Here is a 21,018-nt window from a genome sequence, read left to right as displayed (position 1 = left end):
TTCCCTAGAAGGATTTTTTAATTATGAGCTCGCTATTTGTTGCGAACGATTTTAATCACTAGGGATAGTGTTCAGTTGTGTATCTAACATCAATATAATGTAAATAAATGGCACACACTGATACATCTTGGTACATTTTCGGGGAGGGGGTATCAACGCAAAAAATGAATGCTTGCCTTGGCGCCAGTGAGCTGGCTGCTATTGTCTAAACTAAACTGTGCGTTATTCCAAATACAGAGTTGCTTCACGATTGACAAGCCTAAGCCGACTCCCTTATAGCCACGTTGATGCACAGAGGCCGTTTTAGAAAAAGGCTGCATTAAGGTTGCGCGCATCGCTTCTGGTATACCTGGCCCGTCATCTTCGATGATGAGTAACGTGCCTTTTTTAGTGTGTTTTAAGGTGATCTCAATATGTTGTTTAGCAAACCGCACAGCGTTACCAAGTAAGTTTTGCAGTAAGCGCTGAAAGCTTTGCTTATCAACACTTATTTTTTCTAGTTGGCAATCAATACGAATATCAAGCTGACAATAACTCATAAACTTAGCAATACAGGGCTGGAGTAATTCATCAGGGCTGTAGTCTTTAATTAATATGCGTGGCTCACACTGTTCAAGCTCTGCATAAGTTAAAAACTCTTCAACTAATAGCTCTAACTCAATAATGTCTTGCAAAATACTGTGGCGATAATGGTTGTTATCGTCAACGGCTTCGAGGGCAAACTTAGCGCGTGAAATCGGGGTTAAAAAGTCATGTGAAACGGCGTTGATAAGTTCGCGCTGACTTTGGTTTCGGTTATAAAGTGCCTGTGCCATATTATCAAAGGTATCGCCTATGCTTTTTAATAAACTAAAGCGGCTAAATTGAACTTGCGGGCTAAAATCAGCATTTGAAATTTTGCTACTTGCTCTACGTAGTTTACTTAAATCAATCAGTAATGGGCCGGTAAAAATAACCACCGCCAATGCAACACTACTATAAAAAACCAGACTCACGAGGGATTGTGATGCTGTTTCTTCTGTTTGTACGTAAGGGCCAGCGCTTAAAATGGTGTCACCATCGACAGCAAGTCGATGAAAATACACATTCCCTTCAGGGTCATTAACACTGATCACTTCGCCTCGTAACAGGGGTTGTTTTAAAGCATCGCCTAAGTAGAAACTGGCAAGGGGCGATTTTTTTATTAACGCATTATCGACTTGGCTTTCTACACTTAGCAGGTGGTGTGCGAGTTGCTGTTCTAACGAGTGAGCGGGAGGAGAAGGAAAATAAGTCTCTAGTACCCACGCTGCGCTACTTAGGCAAACAGCGAGGGTTAAATAGAGGTAAAAATACAGCCTAAACAAGGCAAGTTAGCTCCAAGCTTGAGGTGAAAAAATATACCCTTTGCCCCACACGGTGACTATTTTTTGGGGTGGCACAGACTCGTCTCCGAGCTTTTTTCGGAGCCGACTTATACGGCCATCAATTGTGCGGCTTTGACCATCATATTTACGACCAATTGCACTATCAAAAAGCTGATCGCGACTGATAAGTTGCCCTGGAGCCTTGGCTAACTGTATTAGTAATTCAAACTCTGCACTGGTTAATTCAAGAGGTTGGCTATGCAAATAAGCTTCGCGCTGAATGGTATTTATACTCAGTGAGCCAAACCGTATGTTATGGGCGTTGTGTACAGTACTTTGAGGCTTAACCTGTTGAGTGCGGCGAATCGTGTTGTTAATTTTTGCTAATAAAATAGACGGTGATACAGGCTTGGTAAGGTAGTCATCGGCTCCTAATTCTAGCCCTGTTATATGATCAACCTGACTTTGTCTGGCTGTCATAAAAATAATCGGACTGTCTTGATAGCGTTTTAGCTCTTTGAATACGTCAAAACCATCTTCGTTACCAAGGCCGATATCGAGTAAAATTAAGTCGAACTTCTTCATACTTGCCTGGTAACACGCATGGCAGCCATTATCAAAATGATCAACCTCATACCCATTACTCATCAGGTAATTTACGACTAATTGAGCCAGTTTTAGGTCATCTTCAATATATAAAATTTTATTATGCTTGGTCATTAAAAAATACTCCATGCGATATCACGGCGACGTTTTTTAATATTTTGATAAAAAACGTTTATTTCAGTGCTTTCTAACGGGATAAGTTGCTCGGTTAATAGCTCTAGAACAATATTTCGATTGTTTCGTACAGCGATAAGGAAGTTGTGCCCTTGTTTTGGCTTTTGACAAAATAGCCTGACTTGCTGATCGGTAACACGAATGCACACCGTGCTGGTGGCCTCTGTGAACCAATCTACCTTAATATTCATCACACAATCTTGCTCAATAGTTACACAGTTACTGGGTGTTACTTCAATATGACTCGACTCAGCAAAGGCAAGTTTACTAAGGGTGAAGCTGAGGATAAGCATCATGAGTAAAAATGAGTTAGTTCGCAGCATTGTTTAGTAATTCCATGCAATGCCAGCATAAAAAGAAAGCAAGTTGCTATCGTTTATGAGTGGACTGTCGGCGATGCCCGAAGATAAGCGCTGGTACTTTACATCACTAATAAATTGCCATTGCTGACTAAAGTGGTATTGGTAGCTGGCCTTAAGGCCATACTTTTGACTTGAGCGACCTTCAAAGCGGCTAAACCCCACCTGCACGTCTTGTTGGCTAGTGCCATAATAGTAATCGACTAACCCTCTGTTTAAATGCTGTACTTCGATACCCAATAAAAGTAGGTGCTGATCAATTTTATATAAGCGCTGTGCAGAAAGTGCGCCTTGTAAACCCTTATGATAGTTGGTTAGCTCCATTGCCCAACTCACGCTAAAGCGCCAGTTTTGCCAATCGTATAGCGCTTCTGCGCCAGTCATAAAAGAGAGTTTACGGTTACTAATACTGCCTATATCGCCGCGTCTTTTTTGGGTCGTGGGCGGCATGTCACCCATTGCCGGTGGAATTGACCCCATTGGAGGGCGGCCACTTATAGTCCTTATTGCTGCGAGTGCAGCGGAATGCTTAGCAAAGTAAAGCCCGTCTTCGTTGAGTTGAGTGAACACTGAGAGTTGATAGTTTTCACGTGTTATCGGTGTCCAGGTTAGTTGCGTATTTGCGAACGAGAAATCACCGACAAACAGTTCCACGCGCGGCAGCACATAAAGTGGAATATCCCCTTTATTATAAACCGGATTATCGAGCTGCCCATACCCTAAGCTAATGCCAAGGCTCAACCCTTCATCTGCTAAATAGGCAGGCGCGGTACTGTGAGCCTGAGGAGACAAGTAAAGCGTGCTTAAGAGTAAAATAATGCGAAGCCCAATAGAGCAACCACTGTTAACTATCACAAATAAAAAACCTCAGCGAAAAAACGTGTTAACACTAAGGTGTTCTTGTTAACTTGAACAATGAAATAATGTACCAAATTGTAGCATTGGTTGGTTTTTGTAAACTAAATAATGTAAGCGCATGAATTAATAATTAATGTGTTTGTGATGCTGAGGTCGCTAAAAAAAAGCGTGAGCAACATAAACAGAGTATTACAAAGTATTAAACGGTGCATATTCACGCTCATTTAACACTTTAAAACCGCGTTAGGGGCACGTCATTACTGACATGACACTTTATTAAGTTGCTATTTGACTGAGTTTTTGCGATATTAATTATATTATAATATTAACAGGAAGCTAATAAGATGACTCTGCCTAGTTCTCAATCTGCAAATGCTATTCGCATACTTGCTGTCGATGCTGTTCAACAAGCTAACTCAGGTCACCCAGGTGCGCCCATGGGGATGGCTGATATTGCCGCAGTATTGTGGCAAAACTTTCATCGTCATAACCCATTAAACCCAGACTGGTCTAACCGTGACCGTTTTGTGTTATCAAATGGGCATGGCTCAATGTTGCAATATGCATTGTTACATCTAAGCGGCTACGACGTTAGCATCGAAGATATTAAGCAATTCCGTCAGCTTCATTCTAAAACACCGGGTCACCCTGAATACGGTTACACACCGGGTGTTGAAACAACAACAGGCCCATTAGGTTCGGGGATTGCTAACGCAGTCGGTATGGCTATCGCTGAAAAAACCTTAGCGGCACAATTCAATAAACCGAACTTTGATATTGTTGATCACTTTACATACTGCTTTATGGGTGACGGCTGTCTAATGGAAGGTATCTCGCACGAAGCATGTTCGTTGGCAGGTACGTTAGGCCTTGGAAAACTCATTGCATTTTGGGATGACAACGGTATCTCGATCGATGGTGAAGTAGAAGGTTGGTTCACTGATGATACACCTGCGCGTTTTGAGTCGTATGGCTGGCAGGTTATTCGTGATGTTGATGGTCATGATATGAATGCAATTGCGGGCGCAATCGAAGCGGCGCAAAGCAATACCACGCAACCTACACTGATTTGCTGTAAAACTGTGATTGGTTTTGGTTCGCCAAACAAATCGGGTAGCCACGACTGTCATGGTGCGCCACTTGGTCACGATGAAATCGCTGCGGTACGTGAGCAATTAAACTGGCCACACCCTGCATTCGAAGTACCGCAAGACGTGTACAACGAGTGGAATACTCAAGCGAAAGGTCAAGAGTTAGAAAGTGCATGGCAACAAACGTTTGCTGCCTATAGCAAAGCACACCCTGAACTTGCTAAAGAATATACTCGTCGCGTACTTGAAAAAACACTCCCTGCTAACTTCGCAGAATTAGCTGATGAGTACATTGCTAAATGCCAAGCTGGCATGCAAAACATTGCAACGCGTAAAGCTTCACAAAACGCAATTACTTTCTTTGCAAAGCAGCTTCCTGAACTAATGGGTGGCTCTGCTGACCTTGCCGGTTCAAACTTAACATTGTGGCCAGACGCTAAAGGCTTACAAGATGCCGCTGATGGTAACTATGTTTTTTACGGTGTACGTGAATTTGGTATGAGCGCTATCATGAATGGTATTGCACTACACGGTGGCTTTATCCCATTCGGTGCGACTTTCTTAATGTTTATGGAATACGCGCGAAATGCTGTGCGTATGGCTGCATTAATGAAAGCACAAAGCATCTTTGTGTATACTCATGATTCAATTGGTCAAGGTGAAGATGGTCCAACTCACCAACCAATCGAGCAAATTGCAAACCTACGTATGACCCCGAATATGACTGCGTGGCGTCCGTGTGATGAAACAGAAACAGCGGTTGCTTGGCGTCAAGCGTTATTAAAAGAAACAGGCCCAAGTTCACTCATTTTCAGCCGCCAAGGCACGAAAGCGATGGCGCGCGATGAGCAGCAAGTAGCCGATATCGCTAAAGGTGGTTATGTACTTGTTGATAGCGAACAAACAGCTGAACTTATCCTAATTGCAACAGGTTCAGAGGTTGAACTGGCGGTTAATGCTGCCGCTGAACTGACAGCACAAGGCAAGCAAGTTCGCGTGGTATCTATGCCGTCGACTAATCAGTTTGATAGCCAAGACAAAGCATACCGTCAAAGCGTACTACCAGCGGGTACTCCAAAAATTGCAGTTGAAGCTGCGCACCGTGACTTCTGGTTCAAGTATGTTGGCCAAGATGGTGACGTACTCGGTATGGATACATTTGGTGAATCAGCGCCTGGTGCTGTATTGCTAGAGCACTTTGGTTTCACGGTTGCTAACCTCGTCGCTAAAGCAAACGCATTACTTGCTGAATAATGTTGTTAGCTAAAAATTTATCGTAATCGCAACACGATAAGCCTGCCTTCACGATTATAAGGCAGGCACAAAAAAAGCCCGCAAACCTTAGTTTGCGGGCTTTTTTCTGCTTAAACAATCAGGTTTAAACTAATTCGCTTAAGATTGACTCTAGTTTCTCTTGGTCAATGGCGAACTGGCGAATACCTTGGCTTAGCTTTTCAGTGGCCATTGCATCTTCATTCATTTCCCAGCGGAATGCGTGCTCTGTCATCGCTGCTGGCGCGTCTGCTTTTTCAGTCGCAGGTTGTAGCTTTTGTGTCAAAGGCGCTTGCGTTGCTGCAAGTTCTGCAAGAAGTTTAGGGCTGATAGTTAAGCGGTCACAGCCTGCTAGTTCTTGAATTTCACCAATGTTACGGAAGCTTGCACCCATAACGATTGTTTCAAAACCATGTTTTTTGAAATAGTTATATATGTGAGTCACTGACTTAACGCCCGGATCGTTTGCACCGTCGAAATCTGCGCTTGCATCTTGTGCTTTATACCAATCAAGAATACGCCCTACGAATGGAGAGATTAGGTATGCGCCTACTTCGGCACAAGCACGCGCTTGAGCAAATGCAAACACCAGTGTTAGGTTACAACGGATGCCTTGTGCTTCAAGTACTTTAGCGGCTTGAATACCTTCCCATGTAGAAGCAATTTTGATTAACACGCGCGATGTGTCGATACCTTGCTCTTTATAAAGAGCAACAAGCTCAAGAGCTTTATCAACGGTTGCTTGGGTATCAAATGATAAACGCGCATCAACTTCAGTTGACACTAAACCCGGTACTTGCTCCATTAATTTAGAGCCAATTAACACTGCTAGTTTATCAGCTGCTTTGCTTATTACTTCATTTGTATCGTTACTTTGTGCTTTAGCCCATGAAACGGCTTCTGCAGCAAGTGGACGGTACTTCTCAATTTGAATCGCATTTAAGATGAGTGATGGGTTCGTTGTTGCATCTTGCGGTTTGTATTCGTTGATTGCTTCAAAATCACCCGTGTCAGCAACAACGGTTGTCATTGCTTTAAGTTGTTCTAGTTGGTTAGACATAATTATCCCATTCTTATCATACAAAAGTTAATTTAGTGGCTTTAACCTGTTATTTGTGCTGAAAAAACAATCTAATCTTCCAGAAAAACTGCGCAATAAATCGCCCGCCAGCAGCAAATAATCCTGTTAATAATATTTTTATAATACCTTTACAATCTGGTATTGTTGATATTATCATACAAATAAAGATAATGACTAACAATGTTAGTAAGCAATTAGTGAAAGGTAATTATGTCTCGTTATACGTTGGGATTAGACTACGGGTCAGACTCGGTAAGAGCATTACTCGTTGATGTTGCAACTGGTGAAGAACTAGCCAGCCATTTAGTGAACTACCCGCGCTGGGCACAAGGTTTATATTGTGACCCAAGTAAAGATCAGTTTCGTCAGCATCCACAAGACTACATTGATAGCCTTGTTGAAGTAGTGAATGGTCTTTGGTCGCATGTTCCAGCAGGTACCGCAGACAAAGTAGTGGGTATGAGCTTTGATACAACAGGCTCAACGCCTGTGGCTATTAATAGCCAAGGTACACCACTGGCATTAACTGAAGAGTTTGCAGAAAACCCAAATGCAATGTTCATTTTGTGGAAAGACCATACGTCTATTAAAGAAGCAAATGAAATCACTCAAGCTGCAACTAACAACGATGTGAACTACCTTTCACACATGGGCGGTATTTACTCTTCTGAGTGGTACTGGGCTAAAGCATTACATATTTTCCGCGTTGATAGCAGTGTTAAAGCAGCCACTTATTCATGGGTTGAACACTGTGATTGGATGACCGCGCTCATGTGCGGCACAACTCACCCTGAAGCATTAAAGCTAGGGCGTTGTGCAACGGGCCACAAACAAATGTGGAACGAGCAGTGGGGCGGTTTCCCACCAAACAGTTTCTTTACAAGTATCGACCCACTATTAGATGGTGTTGTTGATACTTTAAATGCAACCACAGAGCCAAGCGACCAAGTTGCTGGCAACTTAACCGCTGAGTGGGCCGAGAAGCTAGGTTTACCACAAGGCATTGTGATTGGTTACGGTGCATTTGACTGTCACATGGGGGCAGTAGCTGCCAATGTTCGCCCAGGCGTTCTAACTAAGGTAATGGGTACCTCAACCTGTGACATCACGGTAACGTCTAAAGAGCAACTAGGTGATACCTGCGTTAAAGGTATTTGTGGTCAAGTTGATGGCTCAGTGATCCCAGGATTAATTGGCTTAGAAGCTGGTCAGTCTGCTTTTGGTGACTTATACGCATGGTTTAAAAATCTAGTACTTTGGCCAACTCGCCAACTTACAAATCTATCTGACGCTGAGCAGGCGTTAGTTAACAAGCTAGAAGACTCAATCTTAGTTGATTTATCAAATGCGGCGGCAGCACTCCCTGTAACAAGCAGCGACGTAACTGCGCTTGATTGGGTAAATGGTCGTCGTACGCCAGATGCTGATCAAAGCGTTGCAATGGCATTAACTGGCTTAAAAATGGGCACAGATGCACCTAAATTCTTTAAAGCACTTGTTGAAGCAACGGCGTTTGGCGCACGTGCTATCACTGAGCGTTTTCAAAGTGAAGGCGTGCCAATTGAGTCAGTGGTTGTTATCGGCGGTATTTCTAAAAAATCAGACTACGTAATGCAAACCTGTGCTGATGTTTGGAACTGTCCAATCGACGTTTTAGAGAGTGAGCAAAGTTGTGCATTGGGTGCGGCAATTATGGCTGCGGTTGCTGCGGGTGAGCACGCAACAGTGGCTGATGCGCAAAAAGTGATGGCGTCATCAGTCTGTCATCAGTACTTACCAAACCCTGAGCGTGTAGCGGTGTATGACGCGCTTTATGCCAACTACCAAGCACTTGCAAGCTATGTAAACGGAGACAAAGCATGAGTTTTACTGAACTAAAACGTGAAGTTTATGAAGCGAATATGGAGCTTCAACGTCGTGGCTTAGTAATTTATACCTTTGGTAACGTATCGCAAATCGACCGCGACAAAGGCGTGATTGCGATTAAACCAAGTGGTGTATCGTACGACCAAATGAAAGCCGACGACATGGTGATCGTCGACCTTGAAAACACCATTGTTGAAGGTGCTATGCGTCCGTCTTCTGACACCAAAACACATGTTCATTTATATCGCCACTTCGATGAGATTGGCGGTGTAACACACACGCATTCGACCTATGCAACTGCATGGGCACAAGCAAAGCAAAGCATTCCTTGCCTTGGCACAACTCACGCTGACTATGTACACGGTGACATCACCTGTACGCGTGAACTAACTGATGAGCAAGTGAATGGCGATTATGAGTTAGAAACCGGTATTCAAATTACTGATGCGTATAAAGACCGCGATCCGAAAGCTGCACCTATGGTGATTGTTGCGGGTCATGCGCCTTTCACGTGGGGTAAAGATGCCGCTCAGTCTGTATACCATGCCGCGCTACTCGAAGAGATTGCTCGCATGGCGTATTTAACACGCACTTTAGATCCACACGCAGCTGAACTTAAAAAAGCCGTGATGGATAAACATTATCTACGTAAGCACGGTAAAAACGCGTATTACGGTCAGAGCAAATAGCAAGAATTTAGAGGATTATTAACATGACGACGATGACGAAAGAAGTCTGGTTTGTTACCGGCTCACAACATCTTTATGGTCCTAAGGTGTTAGAAACGGTTGCCAAAGACAGCGAAGCAATTGTAGCGGGCTTAAACAGCGAAGCGAACCTACCAGTAAACTTGGTATGTAAGCCTACCGTTAAGTCACCTGAAGAAATTCACGCTGTTTGCCAAGCGGCAAATACCGATCCTAACTGTGTTGGTTTAGTATTATGGATGCACACTTTTTCACCTGCGAAAATGTGGATTGCTGGCCTAAGCGAATTACGTAAGCCTTGGTTACACCTTCATACTCAGTTCAATGCAGCCCTTCCTTGGTCTGACATCAACATGAACTACATGAATACGCACCAAAGTGCACACGGTGACCGTGAGTTCGGTTTCATCGGTACGGTAATGCGTAAAGAGCGCAAAGTGGTTGCGGGTCACTGGCAACGTGCTGACGTACAAAAGCAGTTAGATGACTGGTGTCGTGCGGCGAAAGGCTGGGCAGAAAGCCAAACACTTAAAGTAGCGCGTTTTGGCGACAACATGCGTCAAGTAGCGGTAACGGAAGGTAACAAAGTTTCAGCACAAATCACCTTTGGTTATGAAGTACACGCGTTTGGTGTCGCTGAGCTTGTAAAAGTGGTTGATACAATCACAGAAGACGAAATCGATGCACAGTTAGCGCTTTATAAGCAAGACTATGTGATTTCTGACGAAACTCTACAAGACGATTACGCCGTAAAAATGCTGCGCAACGAAGCACGTTTAGAGCTTGGTATGGAGCGTTTCTTAGAGAAAGGCGGCTTTAAAGCATTCACAAACTGTTTTGAAGACTTATCAGGTCTTTCGGGTCTTCCGGGTCTTGCTACACAGCGCCTAATGTCGAAAGGCTATGGCTACGGTGGTGAGGGTGACTGGAAAACAGCTGCGATGGTTCGCATCATGAAAGTAATGGGTGAAGGCCGTGAAGGCGGTTGTTCATTCATGGAAGATTACACTTACAACATGGGTGAGACTGACCAAGTACTTGGCGCGCACATGTTAGAAGTATGTCCTTCAATTGCAGCACAAAAACCACGCTTAGAAGTTCACCAACACACGATCGGTGTGAAGTGTGATGTAGGCCGTTTATTGTTTACTGCAAAGCCAGGCGCTGCAATTAACGTATCACCAATTGATATGGGTAACCGTTTCCGCATTCTAATCAACGAAGTAGATACAGTGGCTCCGCCAGCTGATTTACCTCACTTACCAGTGGCTTCAGCACTGTGGGAACCAAAACCAAATCTATCTGTTGCATCTGCTGCATGGATCCACGCTGGTGGTGCACACCACACTGCATACAGCCAAGCAGTCACAACTGATATGATCGTTGATTTTGCTGAAATGGCTGGCGTTGAAACGATGATCATCGATAACGATACGACAATTCGTGGTTTCAAAACAGAGCTTCGTCATAACGCAGCTTATTACATGCTAAAACGTGGCCTGTAAAAACGAGTACATAAAGTACTAGGGCATGCTTTTAGCATGTTCAGTCAAATTTTGTTGTCGATTAAGCCAGTGATGAGCCTCGCTCCTCGCTGGCTTATGCTATTGTGAAGTAACACTTTTTAGGAGTAGATATGATCGACTTAAGCGCCTACCAAGGCATTATTTTTGATATGGACGGCACCTTAATTGACTCAATGGGCAGTCATTTGCAAGCATGGCAGAAAGCCTGTGAAGCGTATGGTTATCCGTTCGATTACGACTACATGTATAGCTTGGGTGGCATACCGACCGTTAAAACCATTGAAATGCTCAATGAAAAATTTGGTTTAGATCACGACCCTCTCGTTGTTGCTAAAGACAAGCACCAATTTTGGGTTGATTTACAGCACCATCCATTGGTAATTGACGAAACCGTCGCTGTACTTGAGAAATACCATGGTGTACTGCCAATGGGAGTGGGTACAGGGGCTGACCGCGAGCATGCAATTGATCACCTAACAGATACTCATTTAATTAATAAAATAGGCGCCTTAGTTACCGCAAGTGATGTGAGTAAAGGTAAGCCAGACCCAGAAACGTTTTTAAAAGTGGCTGAGCAATTAGGTGTTGAACCCAGTAAATGCGTGGTGTTTGAAGATACGCAAATTGGCTATCAAGCAGCAAAAAGTGCGGGCATGGACTGCATTATGGTAAAAGACGGCAAAATCCAATTTTAGCGATTAAATTTGCAATGATCCCCTTAATTGTATTATAAAACTATAAATACAATTAAAAAAAGGTTATTCATATGTCATTGCAATGTGTTTTCCAAGGTTTAAAAACAACTCATCAAACAGCCGGTTCGAACACGAAAAAGTCGCGCGGGCTTTATGCATTGTTGGTGACATGTGGGATTGCCCTAACACCAGCGTGTGCTCATCAAGGAGACAATATGACAACTTCCCCTTCAGCATCTATGACGGCTTACGGCGTGCTTGCAGATCAAACCCCTGTAAATCAAGTAACACTCACTAACAGCAATGGCATTAGTGTTGATGTAATCAACTACGGCGGTATTATCACGCGCATTGAAACGCCAGATGCAAAAGGCGAAATGGGTAATATTGTACTGGGTTTAGATAACCTAGACGCTTACACAAAAGCAACGACTTACTTTGGCGCTATTATTGGTCGTTTTGGTAACCGTATTGCGAACGGTAAATTCACGTTAAATGGCACCGAATATCAGCTTGCCACTAACGACGGCGACAATCATTTACACGGGGGTGTGCAAGGTTTCGACAAAAAAGTATGGAACATGACACCGTTCACTACGCAAAACAGTGCAGGCGTGACCCTAAGCCTTGTTAGCCCCGATGGTGACCAAGGATACCCAGGTGAAGTAACCACTGAAGTGACTTACACGTTAACCAATAACAACACGCTAGACATGCAGTTTATTGCTACAACGAACAAGCCTACAATTATCAATATGACGCAGCACAGCTACTTTAACTTAGCGGGTAAAGGCGACATTCTTGATCACCAAATGCAAATTAACGCCAAAGCGATTACGCCTGTAGATGGTGGCTTAATCCCAACGGGAGAGTTAATGGATGTAGCAGGCACACCGTTTGACTTCCGTACTGCTAAAGCAATTGGTCAAGATATAAAAGTAAGCAATGAACAGCTTCAGCTTGGTAAAGGCTACGACCATAACTTTGTACTAAAAGACACACCAAGCAAAGAGCTTGTAGAAGCGGCAACGGTTTACGAAGCAAACTCAGGTCGTACATTAACCGTTTACACCGAAGAGCCTGCCGTACAGTTTTATTCAGGTAACTTCTTAGACGGTAGTAGCAAGCAAGCGTCTGGCTTAGTGCATAACTTCAGAAGTGGTTTTTGTTTAGAGCCACAACACTTCCCTGATGCACCCAATCAGCCAACGTTCCCAAGCACAACATTATTACCGGGTGACGTGTACTCAACACGCATCGTGTACGAATTTGGTACAAAATAAAGGAACACAAACGTGAAAACAACAAAGCTTAAAAGCGCAATGCAAAAGGCCGGTTTAGCTAGCCTATTTGCCTTGTCGTTTGGCGCGCTGACTGGCTGTCAGACAACGGCTGAAGACAACACAGCTAAAAAAACTGATGTAGCAGCCACAGAAAAAGCGCCCATTCAAGATAATGGCATATTTACCAATCCGCTGTTTCCTAATGGCGCCGATCCATGGCTTGAGTATTGGGATGGTAACTATTACTTAACCACAACAACATGGACTTCTGAATTAGTGATGCGAAAATCGCCCACACTTGCTGGTCTTGCAGATGCAACACCTGTCAATGTGTGGTCTGATTCAAACCCTGAACGTTGTTGTAACTTCTGGGCGTTTGAATTCCATCGCCTAAAAGGGCCAAATGGCTATCGTTGGTACATGATGTACACAGCCGGTACCGATGGCACGCTAGATAACCAACACTTAAATGTTTTAGAAAGTGCCGGTGATGACCCTATGGGTCCATACGAATACAAAGGGGCATTAATGCCAAACGTATGGAATATCGACGGTAACTACCTAACATACAACGATAAACTGTATGTGATTTACTCACAGTGGCAGGGCGATCAACAGTTAAACATTATTGCTGAAATGGAAAACCCATGGACACTGAAAAAGAACTCTCCACACACGGTGATCACGCGTCCTGAGCTAGACTGGGAAATTAGTGGTCGTAAAGTAACGGAAGGCGCTGAAATTATACAGCACAATGGGCGTACGTTTATGACGTACTCAGCAAGCTTCTGTAATACCCCTGACTACAAGCTGGGTATGCTTGAGCTTGTAGGTGATGATCCACTTAAAGCCAGCAGCTGGAAAAAATACGACAAGCCGGTATTTGAGCGCACAGAAGACGTATTTGGCCCAGGTCATAATGGTTTCTTCACGTCGCCAGATGGTACTGAAGATTGGCTGGTTTACCATGGTAATGATTCAGTAGAGCACGGTTGTAGCGCAACGCGTTCTTTACGTGCGCAAAAATTCACTTGGAACAACGATGGAACGCCAAACTTTGGTAAACCATTAACGCCGGGTGTTGAAGTCGCCCCACCATCAGGTGAATATGGTCCGCTGGTAACACGTGTACAAGGTCAACGCTACCAATTAGTGAATGCCACAAGTGGCCTATGTTTAGACATCGCTGCAGACCCACAAGATGCGCGCGCAGTGCAGCGCCAGTGTGCAAGCACCAATGGTCAGTGGGTTATTGATGCAACAACAGACGGTTTTGTTCGTTTAGCCAACCGCGAAGACAGCAAGTTCCTTGAACTTGAAAGCTGTAACGATGCTGACAACGCTAAAGTACAATCTGCGGCATGGCGCAATAACTTCTGCCAGCAATGGAAAGTAGCTCCAAGCACAGACGGTAATGTGTCTATTACTAACCGTTACACAGACAAACCTTTAGCGGTTGCAGGGTGTTCGGCTGCGCAAAATCAAGCGGTGTTACAGCAAAGCGACACAACAGCGTGTGGCGACTGGCAATTACGCCCTATGGGCAGTGTTGTGGTATTAAGCCAACAAAGTGGTAAAGCGTTGAGCGTAGCTGGTACAGTTAAAGCTGGTACTAATGTTGAGCAACACGCTTATACGCATAAAGACGCACAGCAGTGGTTCTTCACACCAACAGATACGGGTTATGTAAGCCTGAAACAAAGCGCTGACAGCGAGTTCTGTGCTGCAGTAGCCGATAATGCACTCGTGCCGGGTGCCAATGTAGAAATGGCTTCGTGTGCCGCGAAAACAGCACAGTGGCGCATTGCCCCAGTTGAAGGCGGTGGCATCATGCTTATCAACCGTTACACAAAACAAGCATTAGGCTTAAGTAACTGTGGTTTGGCTGAAAACACTAACTTTGCACAACAACCCGATTTAGGTAACAAGTGCCAAGTGTTCCACCTGCGTGAACCACATTAAGTCATAAGTAAAAAATCGACTCAAACCAAAGCCACTTCATTTATGAGTGGCTTTTTTTGTTCCTGTTAATATAACGTGAAGGTATAATTATTCAGTTTAAGGGAATGCGCTGGTTGCTTTCTCAGGGAGTAGGAGTTGTAAATGTCTTATTTAATTAATTCAAGTAAACCAATTTCAAGTGTGCATCAGCTGCAAAGTGAAGGTGGTCAGTACATTGAGTTAGCTGAAGCAGGTTATCAAATACCAATAGTCTGGTTAATGTTTTTCAATGAAGATGATTTCATCGAGTCTAAAATTGAATACATGGATGGAGAGGGTAATTTACACTACGATACGATCTCTTTACCGTGTACGACGGTCAAAAAAGCGAAAGAAAATATAGAAAACTCACATCGGTTTTTTACTGAGTTATTTCAAGAGCCTGAAATAGCGATAGGGTATTTAGATAAGACAATCGCGCTTTTTGATGAGCTAGAGTACGAGTATCTCATTCTGGATGCGAGTGAATATTTTTATATGAATATTGATGATGCTGAATGGCATTTGTTTCGGAATGCATTTCTTAGAAATGAAAAAGCGAAACGTTTTATTTTTGAATATTCAGGGTATGACGAGGCTTATTTACCGTATCCAGTCGAAGAGTTTTATTCTAATCCCCACTTAGATGACTATGATCGAATGAATAACTCAACGGCACTGAACCCTGCCTTTAGTGATCCGTCTTATCGTATAAGGTATCCCCATGAAACAGCAAGCTCAGCGTTGAGTAAAGCAGATACCGCGAGTAACAAAAAGTGGTGGCAGTTTTGGAAAAGTGAGTAAAACTGCTCACTAGTTACTTTGGCTGTTGTTGGAAGTACATGGTACTCGGCTTTTCATCATCAAAAGCTGGCCAGTTTGGTAGTGCGTCATTATTGGGATTCCCGTTTTTAGCGAAATTAGTCCAATACGTTGCCATAACCTCTGACATTTTTAAGTCGTTTGGTGTGACATTGGGATCTGACTTATTCAAGTTTTTAAACACGTACGCAATTTCATGACCGTGAGCAGAGCCGTGATCTTCATCTTTTGCCCCACTCTTTCGGGCAGGGTGATGATCGAAGTAGTACAGGTACACAGGCGCATTACCATATTGTGTTTGTAACTTTGCCCAGCTCCATGTTTGCATAAAAAAGCCAGACAGAGTCTGGCTTTTTACGACAACGAATAAGGAAGGTGAGACAGCTCACCTTACTTATTACTCTTCTTGTGCAGAAGCTGCGTCAAAGAGTGCTTTTATTTCTTCAGCACTAATCGCACCGTTGAAAATTTTCAGTTCATCAATAGCCCCGTTATAAGGGGTATCCCAGTAGTTAACACCCAAGGCAAATTCATTGGTTTCACCAGGTACAGTGAACACGCGAGGGAAACCGCCCGCTTCTAGCTGAAGTTCACCATTGACGTACATTTTTATCGTATCGCCGTTGGTGCCATCAACCGTGAAGGCAACATGTGTCCACTCTTTGAGAGGGATACGGCTATCTAGCTCTGCATTATCAAAGAATGCGCCATTATTTGCCCACAAACGAGTTAGACTAGAGCCAGCCATCGAAGGCACATAACTCAACCAAGCGTCTGCATTTGCACCTGCAAAGAATGCGGTTGTGTAATCGGTGAAGCTTTCTGGTTTTAACCACATAGACACAGAGTAATCATTGGTTGTAATAAGGTTATCTGGCAAGCGAACACCTGACCCGTCAAGGAATACGGCTTGACCAATGATACCGTCAACAAAAGTTACGTTACCACCAGTGTTGTTCATGAAACCACCCGTTGGTTTACCCGCTGCATACGCACCGTTTAATGCACTTAGGTCACCTTCGAAGCTGTATTCAGCTGGTGCAAGTGATTTTAAGGTTACATCGAATGACTTAGTATCAGTAAAGTCTTTGTACTTAATGGTTGCCGTTAATGTTACAACTTGGTCGCCAGCAGAGGCACTTGGTTGAGTCACAACAGCCGTGCCGTTAACTGGTTTTAAGTACTCTTCGTTGTTTGACGTCCAGCTAATACCTGACACAAATGGACCGACACGTGGTAACTCGAAGCTTTCACGTACTGCAGAGACATCACCTAAATCAAGCGCATCAGTGATGAAACTTTCGAACTTAGTCGGATCTGTTAGGTTGTTGATTGCTGCACCATTGATGTCTAAGCTGTTTAAGGCGTAGTCATACACGATAAATTCGTCAATTTGACCTTGGAAAGGTAAATCCCACCCGTAGTTAACACCGAGAGCAAAATTGCCGGTTTGTGTATTAAACATGTCGGGTCTTTGTATTGAGCCAATTCTTTTGCCATCTTTATAAAGTGTAGCTGTTTGGCCTACATAAGTAATTGCAATATGTGACCAGGCTAATGGTGCAGGTGTAGTCTGGTTTACATCACCCCAAACGTCTTTATTATTTTCATCTAAATAGTGGCTCCAAAGGAATGAAGGTGAATTTGCTGGTACGATACTTATCCAGTTATCAACGGATGCTGCAGCAAAAAATGTAGGAGAAAAATCTGTTAGCACTGTTGGCTTAAACCAGTATGAAATGGTGTACTCATCGCCTGTCACTAAGTCATCAGGTAAACGAACACCCGTTGCACCATCAAAGTTAAACGCTTTACCTGTTTGACCTTCAGCGAAAGCGGCTGTGCCTGCACCTACATTTAATAGATTGTTGTCTGTCACCCCTGCATCACCTAGATTGCCTAAATCATCGCTTAGTGATTCTTCGAATTTGTAGTGTGCAATCGCATTTTTAAATTCTGGACGCGCTTCAAGGTTTACATTAAATGTCTTGGTTGTGCTCTCGCCATTTAAAGAGATATTAGCCGTTAAAGTAACGGATTTATCACCACGGTCTGGCGTAGGGATAAACACAGACCCTTCGCTGGTGATGTAGTATTCATCACTACTTTGCCAGTTAATCGCTGCACCATCTTTACCTTTAGTTGGTAATGAATAGCCTTCGTCTGCAATTGATAATTCAGTTTTTATATCAAGTGCTTCTTGAACAGTGCCCAGCACGTTTGCAGTATCCGTAATTTCATCACGTTTACTTGCCCAAATGGTAGCGCCTTCGCTTGATGTTGCCGATACAGTGACGGCCATCGCTTTGGTGGCGTCATCCCATTGCCATTTAGCCACGCCGAAGTAAGTACCAGAATCAAGCTCTAGTTTAATATTAGAGTCATCAATCATGTACCAGATACCGGGATCGTCACCTGTTACTGAGTGATCTTGGTTTAATGCAATATGCATTGAACGAATAGCATCAGTGTTTACATCAGTGCCGTGATTGATAAATTTGTAGTAACCGTAAAGCTCATCAGCAACCACCATGTTGTCGCCCTCAAGCGGTACATAGCGTTGTGGTGAAGCCATCGGCCAACCTAATGAGTTAATAAACATTTCATGCACACGAACTTGGTGTGCTTCAGTATTGTTAGGGAACTCAGTCGATGTTTGTGGAAAACGGGTGTGTGTTACTAATAAATGACGACCTGTTGCTTCATCGTAGTAAGCCGAGTTATGCCCCGGTGATTGATAGCCCCAAGCAGGTGCTGTTTCGCCAAGTTCTTGGGTGTACTCAAAGCCGCCCATTAGTTTTTCACCGACTTCTAGGCCCCCTATTGCTGCAATGTCATTACCCGTGTTATCTAGGTATGGACCATCAGGTGTTTTTGAGCGAGCAACACGAATGTTATAGCCTCCGTTTAAGTCAAATCCAGCAACTGAGAAGAACAGGTAATAGTACTCGCTCTCTGGGCTATACATTGCAAAGGCGCCTTCTATCGCACGGAAGTCACCACCGACTAGTTTTTTACCGTATCCTTGACCGGCTTCTGGCATACCGGTCTCTTCGTCCATTGCTAAAACGAAAATACCGCCGGAGTAAGAGCCGTAAACCATCCAAAGCTTGCCGTTTGCATCATAGAATGCAGCAGGGTCAATGACGTTTGGATCAACGGCGCCATTCCATGTTGTTTGGCCGTTATCGAGAGGGTAGGCTGTAAACTCCGCCTCATTGCGGTAGCCACTGCGTAAGAAAATGCCTTTATTTTTATAGGGGCCTTCAATGTTGTCAGCTTCAGCTAAACCAAGGTAAGAGCGGTTCCAACACACTTCATCAACAACATCCGGTGTATCTGGGTTATCTTGTGCACAGTGGTTATAGTAAAACCAAAACTTGCCATTTGGCGCTTTGATTACATCGGCAGCCCAGTTGCCAGTAAAGCCATCTGTCCATTCAATACCCTCGGCAATTTCACCTGTGTAGTTGTAATCAAATAGGGGGCTTTCATTAACGGCTGCGTTAGCTGAAAGGCTAGAAATCATTTCCCAGTTCAGAAGATCAGTTGATTTAGCGGCAGCAAGGTGTGAACCAAAAATATAATAAGTGTCGTCAACTTTAACAACAGAAGGGTCATGTACACTGACATTAGTAACCATTACGCTCCCTGATTCTGTGTATTCAACACTGCTACTTACACTGGGTTTTGCGCTTTGGGGTTCGGTAACCGCAGGTGCAGTGTCATATTGTGTGCCTTCTTCATTGCCACAACCGGTCACAGCCAAAGAGCAGGCAATTAGCATAGCTAACTTATTTAATTTCATTTTATGTGTCCTTTAAATCAGGGATTTATTTTTATTGAATTGTTGTCAAAAAGTGTTGCTGCTATAAAAAAAAAAATCAACAATAACGTAGTATTGTAATTTTATAATATTATTTAGATTGTGCAAATGATTTCACAAAGGTAATTGCATTGTAAATGCTTTGTTTCTTTAATTTCGTTGTTTGCAGCAGGGTTAAAGTTTTTAAATGGGGGGATGAGCTGTATTGCTAGTACTTTTAATTTGCAGTTTAGGCCTTTGAAAAAAGAGTATAAAAAATGAATAGGGCTCTACACCAGAGCCCTTCATAGTATTACTTGCTTTGTGCACTTAACCCTTCAGTAGTCATGATAATACGTTTAAGGGTGCCGTCTTCATTGTAGTAAAGTGGTTCGATAGACACGGAACGACGAAAACGCCCACCACTTGGTTTGCCATCAATTGGTGGTACTGCACCTGTATGGTAAATAAAATAATCTTTACCTTTGTATTCGATAATTGATTGGTGGTTGGTTTCACTGTTGCCCGCGATTTCATTCAAGATACCTTTATATTCCCACGGCCCATGAATACTTTTACTCATGGCATAACAGATTTTCTCAGGGAACTCACAGGCGTACGATACATAGTAGTTATCATTTTTTTTATGCACCCATAATGCTTCTGTAAAGTTTGGCAAATCGAGTGTTTTGATTTCCCCATCAAGCGAAAGTAAGTCATCGCTCAGCTTTACATATTTTGGCACTAAGTTACCAAAGAACATGTATGTATCGCCGTTTTCTTCGGTATAAATAGCAGGATCAATATCATCCCAATCATTCGGTGTGTGCTTGGTCATATCGTCTGTAACAAGCGCATGGCCAATGGCGTCTTTAAATGGGCCTGTCGGTGACTTAGACGTTGCAACACCAATAGCAAAGCCCGGTTTTGTATCGTTGTGACGAACCGTGGTAAAGAAGTAAAAGGTGCCATCACGCTCAATCATGTGTGACGCCCACGCTTCGCCTTTTGCCCACTTAAAGTCAGTGGCTTTCATAATTGGGCCATGCTTTTTCCAATTCACCATGTCGGTAGACGAAAAGGCAAGCCAGTCATGCATTTCAAAAAATACATCGTTATTAGGTGCTTCATCATGGCCTGTATAAAGGTATACGGTGTCGTTGTGAACAAGTGCTGCGGGATCTGCAGTAAATACATCGGTGAATAATGGGTTTTGTGCAACGGCTAAGCTGCTCGAAAAAAGCAATGGTAGCGCTAAGGCTTTCAGTTTACTCATGAGTGTCCTCTGTAAATGATTGTTGTTCTGACTGCTGATTTTTTACCCATGATCGATATACGCAGAGTATTAATAATGGTAACTGAGTAACTGGCTGTTATCATGAGATAATTCGAAAAATTGCAGTAAAAATATCAAATTGTATTATTGTATTTTTATAATTATAGTAGCAGCAAAATAATTTGCGTAAATAATTTATTGGCCTTTTTTTCTGCATTTGATGTATTAAAGGCAAGCTAATAGGTCTTTGAACTCATTGAATATGTTGATA

Annotated in this window: 16 protein-coding genes; 8 read left to right on the top strand and 8 right to left on the bottom strand. The window is 43.3% G+C overall.

The window, feature by feature from the left end; genetic code table 11:
• Positions 1–152: 152 nt before the first annotated feature.
• The 4 genes from D0907_RS16305 to D0907_RS16290 are packed head-to-tail and all read right to left on the bottom strand — an operon-like array spanning position 153 to position 3,340.
• Entirely contained in the window at positions 153–1,346 is a 1,194-nt protein-coding gene (locus D0907_RS16305; RefSeq protein WP_036973632.1) for an ATP-binding protein, read from the bottom strand.
• A 6-nt stretch (positions 1,347–1,352) separates the two neighbouring features.
• Positions 1,353–2,066 carry a response regulator transcription factor gene (locus tag D0907_RS16300; protein ID WP_036973631.1) on the bottom strand — a complete coding sequence of 238 codons (714 nt, stop codon included), beginning with the start codon at positions 2,064–2,066 and terminating at the stop codon, positions 1,353–1,355.
• On the bottom strand, positions 2,066–2,449 hold the full coding sequence (locus D0907_RS16295) for a DUF3019 domain-containing protein (RefSeq protein ID WP_118844767.1): 384 nt from the start codon (positions 2,447–2,449) through the stop codon (positions 2,066–2,068). Before D0907_RS16295 ends, D0907_RS16300 begins: the two co-directional genes overlap by 1 nt.
• Before the next feature lie 3 nt (positions 2,450–2,452).
• Positions 2,453–3,340 (bottom strand): MipA/OmpV family protein, encoded by an 888-nt coding sequence (locus tag D0907_RS16290; protein ID WP_036973629.1) that lies wholly within the window; start codon positions 3,338–3,340, stop codon positions 2,453–2,455.
• 347 nt (positions 3,341–3,687) lie between these two features.
• On the opposite strand from D0907_RS16290, the gene tkt reads away from it, so the two are divergent.
• Entirely contained in the window at positions 3,688–5,688 is a 2,001-nt protein-coding gene (gene tkt, locus D0907_RS16285; protein ID WP_075594490.1) for a transketolase, read from the top strand.
• 124 nt (positions 5,689–5,812) lie between these two features.
• Here the strand turns inward: tkt and tal are convergent, their stop codons facing one another.
• Positions 5,813–6,766 carry a transaldolase gene (tal, locus tag D0907_RS16280; protein WP_074989530.1) on the bottom strand — a complete coding sequence of 318 codons (954 nt, stop codon included), beginning with the start codon at positions 6,764–6,766 and terminating at the stop codon, positions 5,813–5,815.
• 231 nt (positions 6,767–6,997) lie between these two features.
• On the opposite strand from tal, the gene D0907_RS16275 reads away from it, so the two are divergent.
• From D0907_RS16275 to D0907_RS16245, 7 genes are all read left to right on the top strand, one after another.
• Positions 6,998–8,650, top strand: coding sequence for a ribulokinase (locus D0907_RS16275; RefSeq protein ID WP_036973626.1), 1,653 nt, complete (start codon positions 6,998–7,000; stop codon positions 8,648–8,650).
• Entirely contained in the window at positions 8,647–9,342 is a 696-nt protein-coding gene (locus D0907_RS16270; protein ID WP_036973625.1) for an L-ribulose-5-phosphate 4-epimerase, read from the top strand. The genes D0907_RS16275 and D0907_RS16270 overlap by 4 nt, the downstream gene beginning before the upstream one ends.
• 23 nt (positions 9,343–9,365) lie before the next feature.
• Entirely contained in the window at positions 9,366–10,865 is a 1,500-nt protein-coding gene (gene araA, locus D0907_RS16265; RefSeq protein WP_118844766.1) for an L-arabinose isomerase, read from the top strand.
• A gap of 131 nt (positions 10,866–10,996) precedes the next feature.
• Positions 10,997–11,581: an HAD family hydrolase gene (locus D0907_RS16260; RefSeq protein WP_118844765.1), complete on the top strand. Its 585-nt coding sequence runs from the start codon at positions 10,997–10,999 to the stop codon at positions 11,579–11,581.
• A gap of 215 nt (positions 11,582–11,796) precedes the next feature.
• Positions 11,797–12,864 (top strand): aldose epimerase family protein, encoded by a 1,068-nt coding sequence (locus tag D0907_RS16255; RefSeq protein ID WP_227006791.1) that lies wholly within the window; start codon positions 11,797–11,799, stop codon positions 12,862–12,864.
• A gap of 12 nt (positions 12,865–12,876) precedes the next feature.
• Positions 12,877–14,826 carry a family 43 glycosylhydrolase gene (locus tag D0907_RS16250; protein ID WP_244223135.1) on the top strand — a complete coding sequence of 650 codons (1,950 nt, stop codon included), beginning with the start codon at positions 12,877–12,879 and terminating at the stop codon, positions 14,824–14,826.
• Positions 14,827–14,967: 141 nt separating this feature from the next.
• A complete protein-coding gene (locus tag D0907_RS16245) occupies positions 14,968–15,648 on the top strand; it encodes a hypothetical protein (protein WP_074989528.1) in 681 nt (226 codons plus the stop codon).
• Between the two features lie 13 nt (positions 15,649–15,661).
• On the opposite strand, the gene D0907_RS16240 is transcribed toward D0907_RS16245, so the two are convergent.
• The 3 genes from D0907_RS16240 to D0907_RS16230 all read right to left on the bottom strand — a co-directional run bounded on the left by D0907_RS16240 (position 15,662) and on the right by D0907_RS16230 (position 20,747).
• A complete protein-coding gene (locus D0907_RS16240; protein WP_244223134.1) occupies positions 15,662–15,994 on the bottom strand; it encodes a carboxylesterase family protein in 333 nt (110 codons plus the stop codon).
• Between the two features lie 69 nt (positions 15,995–16,063).
• Positions 16,064–19,474, bottom strand: a complete 3,411-nt coding sequence (locus D0907_RS16235; protein WP_118844764.1) for a LamG-like jellyroll fold domain-containing protein — start codon at positions 19,472–19,474, stop codon at positions 16,064–16,066.
• 310 nt (positions 19,475–19,784) lie between these two features.
• Positions 19,785–20,747, bottom strand: a complete 963-nt coding sequence (locus tag D0907_RS16230; protein ID WP_118844763.1) for a glycoside hydrolase family 43 protein — start codon at positions 20,745–20,747, stop codon at positions 19,785–19,787.
• Between the last annotated feature and the right edge of the window lie 271 nt (positions 20,748–21,018).

It is taken from the genome of Pseudoalteromonas lipolytica, from assembly GCF_003515105.1.
Classification (GTDB): Bacteria; Pseudomonadota; Gammaproteobacteria; order Enterobacterales; family Alteromonadaceae; genus Pseudoalteromonas; species Pseudoalteromonas lipolytica.
Note: the sequence above shows the minus strand (reverse complement) of the source record. Positions and strands in the feature narration are given on the sequence as shown.